The sequence below is a fragment of the Pirellulales bacterium genome (assembly GCA_035939775.1).
Taxonomy (GTDB): domain Bacteria; phylum Planctomycetota; class Planctomycetia; order Pirellulales; family DATAWG01; genus DASZFO01.
The window spans coordinates 35,588-42,641 of the sequence record DASZFO010000148.1 but is presented as its reverse complement, the minus strand read 5'-3'; the positions used below and the strand labels follow the sequence as shown (position 1 = coordinate 42,641).

Genomic DNA, 7,054 nt, shown 5'->3' with positions numbered 1-7,054 from the left:
CGACGAGAACCGCGAGCGCGCCCGGCAGATGGCCGCGGAAATGAACAAGGTCGAGTTGGAGGTTTTTCGTGCCCGCAGCGAACGCTATCCAGGCAACACCACGTGGAAATTCGAGTATGCCCTGCGGCTGCGGCGCGCGGGTAAGATTCGCGAGGCAATTCCAGCCTTCCAGGAGGCTCGCGGTGATTCCAAGCGGAAGGCTGCCGTGCATATCGAGCTGGGCAAATGTTTTGAGGCGATCGCGCAAGTCAAGTTGGCGATCGACAACTTTGCCCAGGCCATCGAGCATATGGGAGACCGGGACAAAGAGCCGCGAAAGCAGGCCCTGTATCGTATCGGGGTTTTAGCGATGGACAAGTTGAATCCTCCCGACCTCGATCGGGCAGAAAAGTACTTGACGGAGCTGGCCGGCCTCGATTTTGGATTCAAAGACGTCTCGGAACGGCTTGACAAAATCAACAAGATGCGCGATGGTGGTTGATTCGCACACGAACCCTTTTTCGACTCTAGCCCCGATGGCCGTGAATCCATGCCTAATATTGCCGGCGCCAAAAAGCGTTTGCGTCAGAGTTTGGTCCGCCGCGCCCGGAATCGGGCCACGAAGTCGGAATTGAAGACCCGGATTCGCAAGGTGCTCGAGCTGGCGACGGCCGGCGATATCGAGAAGAGTGAGACCGAGTTCCGCCTGACTACCAAGAAGCTCGATCAGGCCGCTGCGGCCCGGGTCATCCATGCGAATCGCGCCAGTCGGGTCAAATCCCGAATCTCCGCCCGGCTCAAAGCGGCGAAAGGGAAGAAGTAAGCGCGCGGCGCAACGTCGCAGGCACACTCCGTGTGCCGTCCGCCGCATTCGGTCGCGGCACGCGGAGTGTGCCGACTACAAAATATGCGAGTCTCTGAAGCTTACGGCCCCGGCAAGCTCGGATTGTCGTTCGAGTTGTTTCCGCCTAAGACCGAGGCGGGCGATGTGGCGCTGTTCCGCCATCTCGATGAGCTGATGGTCTTTCGCCCCAGCTTCGTCACCTGCACTTACGGTGCGGGAGGCTCGACCCGCAAGAAGACACTCGACATCGTCGCCGAAGTCCTGCGGCGCTATGGCTGCACCGTCGCTTCGCACCTCACCTGCGTCGGCTCGACCGTTGCTGAGCTTCGCGATTACCTCGGGCAGGCGAGCCAGCGGATGATCGAGAACATCGTCGCCCTGCGCGGCGATCCGCCGAAAGGAGACAGCTCGTTCCGGCCTGTCGCCGGCGGGTTGCGCTACGGTAATGAATTGGTCGCGCTGATTCGCGGCGAGTTCCCGCAGTTCGGCATCGCCGTGGCCGGCTATCCGGAGACACACCAAGAGGCGCCGAACCCCGAGATTGATCTGGAGAATCTCAAGCGGAAAGTCGATGCCGGGGGAGACGTGGTCATCACACAATTGTTCTACGACAACGCCGATCTATTCCGCTTCCGCGATCGCTGCCGGAACTCAGGGATCGGCGTGCCGATCGTCCCGGGCATCCTGCCGGTTACTAATCTCAGCCAAATCCAGCGGATCACCGCGCTCTGCAAGGCGCGGCTGCCGGACAAATTCGTTGCGGCGCTCGAACGCGAGGGGGACAGCGACGAGTGGCAATTCGAGGTCGGGGTCGAGTTCGCGACCCGGCAGGTTCAGGAATTGCTTGACGGCGGCGTGCCGGGAATTCATTTCTACGTGCTGAACAAATCCCCGGCCGCGGTGCGCGTTTTGCAGGGCGTGAATTGGGGCGCGAAAGTGTAGAATTGATCGCGGAACAAGTCCGGCTTTGAAAACCACAAAGGGCACCAAGGACACGAAGAGTTATATCTATCAGTTGCGCTTCGTGTCCTTCGTGGTAAATCCGATCCGGTCAAAAGGGATGATCAATGCAGGCGCCCATTTCATCAACGGTTCATCGGCCGATGAAATGGCCGCAGTTTCGGCTGCGGACCTTGATGTTGGGGGTCACCGGCTGTTGCGTGCTGTTTGGACTCATGCGCGAAATCGGCCCGCTAGCTTCGGTCGGGCTATGCTTCTTCTTGTTGCTCGTGTTCCTGCATGGGGCGGGCAACGCGATTGGCACATCGCTGCGCGACGAAGCGAGCCGCGATAACGAGACGAGCGAAGTGTCGCCGCGGCCCGCTGCCCCCGCCGCTCTTCAAATCGCGAATTCGCCGAGCCGCCTTCGCGAGCGGACGCCGCTGGGGTGGTCGGTGTTCGTACTGACGGCGCTTGGAGCGGCGCTCGGCGGATCGCTCAGCAGTCTGGCCTATGCCTATTGGACCGACGTAAACTCCGCGGGGCTGATCGTGGGGGCCGTCTCGTCGGCGATCCTCGGCGGATTCTTCGGGTTCCTTTCGAGCAGCTTCTTGAAGATGATCTTCCGCGCCTGGCGGCAGGCTGCTGAGATTCCAAATCTGAAATCTCAAATCTGAAGTCGAAGCCCGGAGGTCAATCGTTAGCCGGTTCGCTTGCGAACCGAAGCGCGCATCGGTCGACGGCCGTTGGAGTTCAGCCTTTAGGCGTAGACGGCAGGCTAAAGCCTGAACTCCAACACTCGGAAATCGAAACCTGTGCCTTGAGTCCCACGGCTATCGGCGCGCGAAGCGATAAAGAATCTCACTCGCTTGCGCGACTTCATCGAGCGGCACCCATTCGTCGGCCGTGTGCGCTTGGTCGATCGAGCCGGGCCCGAATACGACCGTCGGCACGCCGGCCCGAGCGATTGCCGCGGCGTCGGTCCCGAAGGGCACGCCGGTTTTCGTCGCGCTGCCGATCACTCCGCGAACGGCTTCAGCCAGGCGCTCGGCGAGCGGCCCATTCGCTGCATCGGAAAGCCCAGGACTTTGCATCAATGGCGGGTCATGCTCGATGTGGCGTCTGGAATCCTTATCGCCGATTGTCGCGGATAGGTAGTCGATCACCTGCTGATACGCTCGGGCCGGGTCTTCGCCGGGGAGCAGCCGGCGATCGATTTCGATCGTGCATTGGTCGGGGATCGTGTTGACGCTAATTCCTCCGGCGATCGTTCCCAAGCTGAGCGTCGGCCGGCCGCAGAGCGGATGCGCGGCAGAGCCGCCGAGCACCTCTCGATGATAGCGCTCGAGCGCCGCCACGATCGGCGCCATCCGATAAATGGCGTTGTCTCCGGCTTCGGGCTGCGAGCTGTGCGCCGCGCGCCCGTTCGTGCGGCAACGCCAGCGGACGACGCCCTTGTGCGCGACGACGATGCCCAGCCGCGTCGGCTCGGCCACGATCGCCGCGTCCGGCGCGCGTGGGACGAGCGACGACCGTTCGCCCGACCACAGGCGGCAAAGCCCGCTCGCGCCCGTGAAGCCATGCTCCTCGTTCACCGTGCAGGCGAGCACGACGGTGGCGCGGCCCGGTGGGCGTTCCTCCGCCAATCGCGCGATGGCGCCGAGCATGGCCGCCATGCCCCCTTTCACATCGCACGAGCCGCGGCCATAGAGTCGGCCGTCGCGGGTGGCCGGCGTCCACGGTTCGATGGTCATTCCCTCGACGGGAACCGTGTCTTGATGCACCTCGAAGAGCAGCAGCGGCCCGCCATGCTCCGGCGGTACGTCGCCATCGACCCTCGCCAGAATGTTGTCGCGCAGCGGAGCGATCGTTTGCCGCTCGATGGGCAGCGCCAGCCGCTGGAACAACCGCTCGAGATGATCGGTGAGCCGATGCTCGAAATACTCAGGCCCACTAACGGACCGGCCCATCGGATTGACGCTCGGGATGGCGACTAAGTCACGGAGCGTGCTGACCAGATCGAGAGTCATGCGGAAATCGAAGCACTGCGGATTCCAAGCCGGGGCGACGGCATACGAAACGTGCTTTCCAAGGTGGTGGCCATCGCGGTCGTTTAACCGAGAGCTAACGGCGACCGAATCCGATTGTATGCCTTCCGCAGCGACATTTCTTCAGATTTTTGCATATCCTGCTCACCCCCTTTCCGTGGTATTGTGAGTGACTCCCTGCATGATGATACTCAGCCGCGGATCGAGGGCTTGCCCTTGCTTCCTGCCCTTCGTAGGTTCCTGCCCCACCTGCGAAGGGTTCTTTTTTTTACGCTGAAATGAAGCGTCTCTGCATTCGCAGCGGGCGGCTTGACGATTGATTCGCCGAGTCGGTAGGATTCTTACGGCTACTTTGTGACAAGATTCACAAAGTCACTGGGCCGGCGCAACCTACAGATTTGAAGTCGGTTATGGCAACGATCCTGCCTGTCATCTTGTTCGTTGTGCTGGCAACGCTTCTCTCCGTTGCTCTGTTAATGCCGGCCAAATTGCTAGCTCCGCGGCGGCGGACGGCCGTCAAGCAAATGCCGTATGAAAGCGGCATGGACCCGATCCACGACACGCGGCGGCGGTTCGACGTTCGGTTCCACTTAGTGGCGATCGCTTTCCTGGTATTTGACGTCGAACTGCTGTTCCTTTACCCCTGGGCGGTCGCCAGTCGGCCGCACGGCGAAGACCCCGGAATTGCCGCTGCCGCCGGCCAGTCGCTGGTGGGAATCGATTCGGCCGTCGCTCACGGATTGGTGCAAAGCCGCGGGCTGGTGTTTGGCGAGGCGATGGTGTTTATCGGCTTGCTGGCGCTGGGCTTCGTCTATGTTTGGCGAAAAGGGGTATTTCGATGGCGGTAGAAGTGCCCGAAAACGTGATGTTGAGCCAACTCGACGCGTTGGCGAGTTGGTGCCGCAAGAACAGCCTTTGGCCGATGCCCTTTGCCACGGCCTGCTGCGGGATCGAGTTGATGGCCACCGGGGCGAGCAAGCACGATATCGCCCGTTTCGGGGCCGAGGTGTTTCGCTTCAGCCCGCGGCAGTGCGATTTGATGATCGTCGCCGGGCGCGTAGTGATGAAGATGCTGCCGGTGTTGCAGCGGATTTGGCAGCAGATGCACGAGCCGAAGTGGTGCATTTCGATGGGGGCCTGCGCGTCGACCGGAGGCGTGTTCGACACGTACTGCGTCGTGCAGGGCATCGATCGATTCATTCCGGTTGATATCTATGTGCCGGGCTGCCCTCCGCGGCCGGAACAATTGATCCAGTCGATCATCGATTTACAAGACAAGATTCAACGGGAAGGGACGCGGCGGGGGACGGAATTCGACTCAGCCAAGCGGCAGCAGCCGAAACGAGCGCTGGTGGAGATCAACGGGCTGCCGCAGATCGACGGCGCGCGGAGCCCGATCTTGTAGCGGAATTCGCCAGAATTCCGATGCCGATGCAAACGTGATGCGGCTGAATTCTGGCGAATTCAGCTACGAGGAAAAAGTCCCTCGGACCAAGGATGTCAGATGACCGATCCCGCCACGATCGCCGCGCTGTCGGCCCGTTTTCCAGAAGTGAAGACGAGCGAGTTTCGTGGCGAACTGCGCGCCGTCGTTCAGCCAGGCGCGGTTTACGCCGTGCTGGAGTTCCTCAACCGTGAGCGGCGATTTGATTTCTTGGTCGATATCACCTGCGTCGATTATCTGCACTATCGCGGGGCGAGCGATCGATTCGGGCTTGTCTACCTACTGGCGGGCACGGAATCGAACGAGCGAATCACAGTTCGCACTTTCTTGAACGAGCCGGACCTCACCGTTCCCTCGGCCGTGCCGCTTTGGGAAGGCGCGAATTGGATGGAGCGCGAGGTGTATGACATGTTCGGCATCACCTTCGCCGGACATCCCGACCTGCGGCGGATTCTGCTTCCAGAAGAATTCACGGCCTTCCCGCTCCGAAAGGATTACCCATTGCAAGGCCGCGGCGAGCGGCACAACTTCCCCGTGCTCACGCGGGAGAACGCATAGCCAACGCGAATGGCCATTGCACCAACCAACCCCGAAATGCTTCAGGACGAGTCGAAAGACTATGTCTGGACGCTCAATTTCGGCCCGCAGCATCCGGCCACGCACACGACGCTGCGGCTGGTGCTCAAGCTCGACGGTGAGCGCGTGATCGACGCCCTGCCCGACATCGGCTATCTCCATTCCGGATTCGAGAAGCTCGGCGAGAGCCTCGATTATAACCAATACGTCACCGTCACCGACCGGATGAACTACATCTCGCCGATGTCGAACAACGTGGCCTGGCACGGGGCGGTCGAGAAGCTGCTGGGAATCGAGCTGCCGAAACGTGCGCAGTACATCCGCGTGATCATCGCCGAGCTGTCGCGAATCAGCGATCATCTGCTCTGCAATGGAGCGGCGGGGCTCGACACCGGGGCGTTTACTTACTTCATGTATGCTTTCTACCAGCGCGAGGTGCTCTACGACATTTTCGAGACCCTCTGCGGCGCGCGGTTCACCAACAGCTACACTCGCGTCGGCGGATTGATGTACGACATGACGCCGCTGGTGGTCGAGAAGGTGAGGGCGTTCGTCAAGAACTTCCCCAAGACGCTCGACGACATGGAGCGGCTCTTGAACCGCAATCGGATCTTCATCGATCGCACCAAGGGAGTCGGCGTGCTCTCGAAGGACCAAGCGATCAATCGCAGCGCCAGCGGGCCGGTCGCTCGCGCCAGCGGAGTGACTCGCGATCTCCGCAAGGACGAGCCGCAGCCGCAACTGCCGTATGCCGATTTCGATTTCCAGATCTGTTGCGCGAAGGCGGGAGATTGCTACGCCCGCTATCTTGTTCGCATGGGCGAGATGCGGGAGAGCCTGCGGATCGTGGCGCAGGCGATCGAGAACCTGCCGTCGGGGCCGATCAACGTGGCGATCGGCGAGCGGACGGCGCTGCCGAACAAGCGCATGGTCTATTCGACGATCGAAGGGACGATCTCGCACTTCGAGCTGGAGATGAGCAACCGCGGGTTCAATGTGCCGCACGACGAGTGCTATTCGGCGATCGAGGCCCCCAACGGCGAGCTGGGCTTTTATCTCGTGGGAAACGGCACCGACGTGGCTTGGCGAGCCCGCTGCCGCCCGCCTTCGTTCATCCACTTTGCCTTGTTCCCGGATTTGATCCGCGGCCACACGCTGAGCGACATCGTAGCCGTGCTGGGGAGCCTGAACATCATCGCGGCGGAATTGGACCGCTAAAAGAGC

The 7,054-nt window shown here is 61.3% G+C and carries 9 protein-coding genes; 8 read left to right on the top strand and 1 reads right to left on the bottom strand.

Going from position 1 to position 7,054, the window contains the following annotated elements; translation table 11 throughout:
• The 4 genes from VGY55_09915 to VGY55_09900 all read left to right on the top strand — a co-directional run.
• The coding region (locus tag VGY55_09915; GenBank protein ID HEV2970296.1) for a hypothetical protein at positions 1 to 481 on the top strand (481 nt) is incomplete at its 5' end.
• 48 nt (positions 482 to 529) lie between these two features.
• Complete coding sequence (rpsT, locus tag VGY55_09910) at positions 530 to 802, top strand: 30S ribosomal protein S20 (GenBank protein HEV2970295.1); 273 nt, start codon at positions 530 to 532, stop codon at positions 800 to 802.
• An 84-nt stretch (positions 803 to 886) separates the two neighbouring features.
• The gene (gene metF / locus VGY55_09905; protein HEV2970294.1) at positions 887 to 1,765 is read left to right on the top strand and encodes a methylenetetrahydrofolate reductase [NAD(P)H]; all 879 of its coding nucleotides are present in this window, start codon (positions 887 to 889) and stop codon (positions 1,763 to 1,765) included.
• A gap of 125 nt (positions 1,766 to 1,890) precedes the next feature.
• Positions 1,891 to 2,439 carry a hypothetical protein gene (locus tag VGY55_09900; protein HEV2970293.1) on the top strand — a complete coding sequence of 183 codons (549 nt, stop codon included), beginning with the start codon at positions 1,891 to 1,893 and terminating at the stop codon, positions 2,437 to 2,439.
• A gap of 156 nt (positions 2,440 to 2,595) precedes the next feature.
• Here VGY55_09900 and VGY55_09895 read toward each other — a convergent pair whose 3' ends face one another.
• Positions 2,596 to 3,792, bottom strand: coding sequence for a M20 family metallopeptidase (locus VGY55_09895; GenBank protein ID HEV2970292.1), 1,197 nt, complete (start codon positions 3,790 to 3,792; stop codon positions 2,596 to 2,598).
• A gap of 428 nt (positions 3,793 to 4,220) precedes the next feature.
• Between VGY55_09895 and ndhC the strand changes: the two genes are divergently transcribed.
• From ndhC to nuoD, 4 genes are all read left to right on the top strand, one after another.
• Positions 4,221 to 4,658, top strand: coding sequence for an NADH-quinone oxidoreductase subunit A (gene ndhC / locus VGY55_09890; protein HEV2970291.1), 438 nt, complete (start codon positions 4,221 to 4,223; stop codon positions 4,656 to 4,658).
• Entirely contained in the window at positions 4,649 to 5,215 is a 567-nt protein-coding gene (gene nuoB, locus VGY55_09885) for an NADH-quinone oxidoreductase subunit NuoB (protein ID HEV2970290.1), read from the top strand. The genes ndhC and nuoB overlap by 10 nt, the downstream gene beginning before the upstream one ends.
• Positions 5,216 to 5,314: 99 nt before the next feature.
• Complete coding sequence (locus VGY55_09880; protein HEV2970289.1) at positions 5,315 to 5,812, top strand: NADH-quinone oxidoreductase subunit C; 498 nt, start codon at positions 5,315 to 5,317, stop codon at positions 5,810 to 5,812.
• A gap of 9 nt (positions 5,813 to 5,821) precedes the next feature.
• Entirely contained in the window at positions 5,822 to 7,048 is a 1,227-nt protein-coding gene (gene nuoD, locus VGY55_09875) for an NADH dehydrogenase (quinone) subunit D (GenBank protein HEV2970288.1), read from the top strand.
• Positions 7,049 to 7,054: the final 6 nt, after the last annotated feature.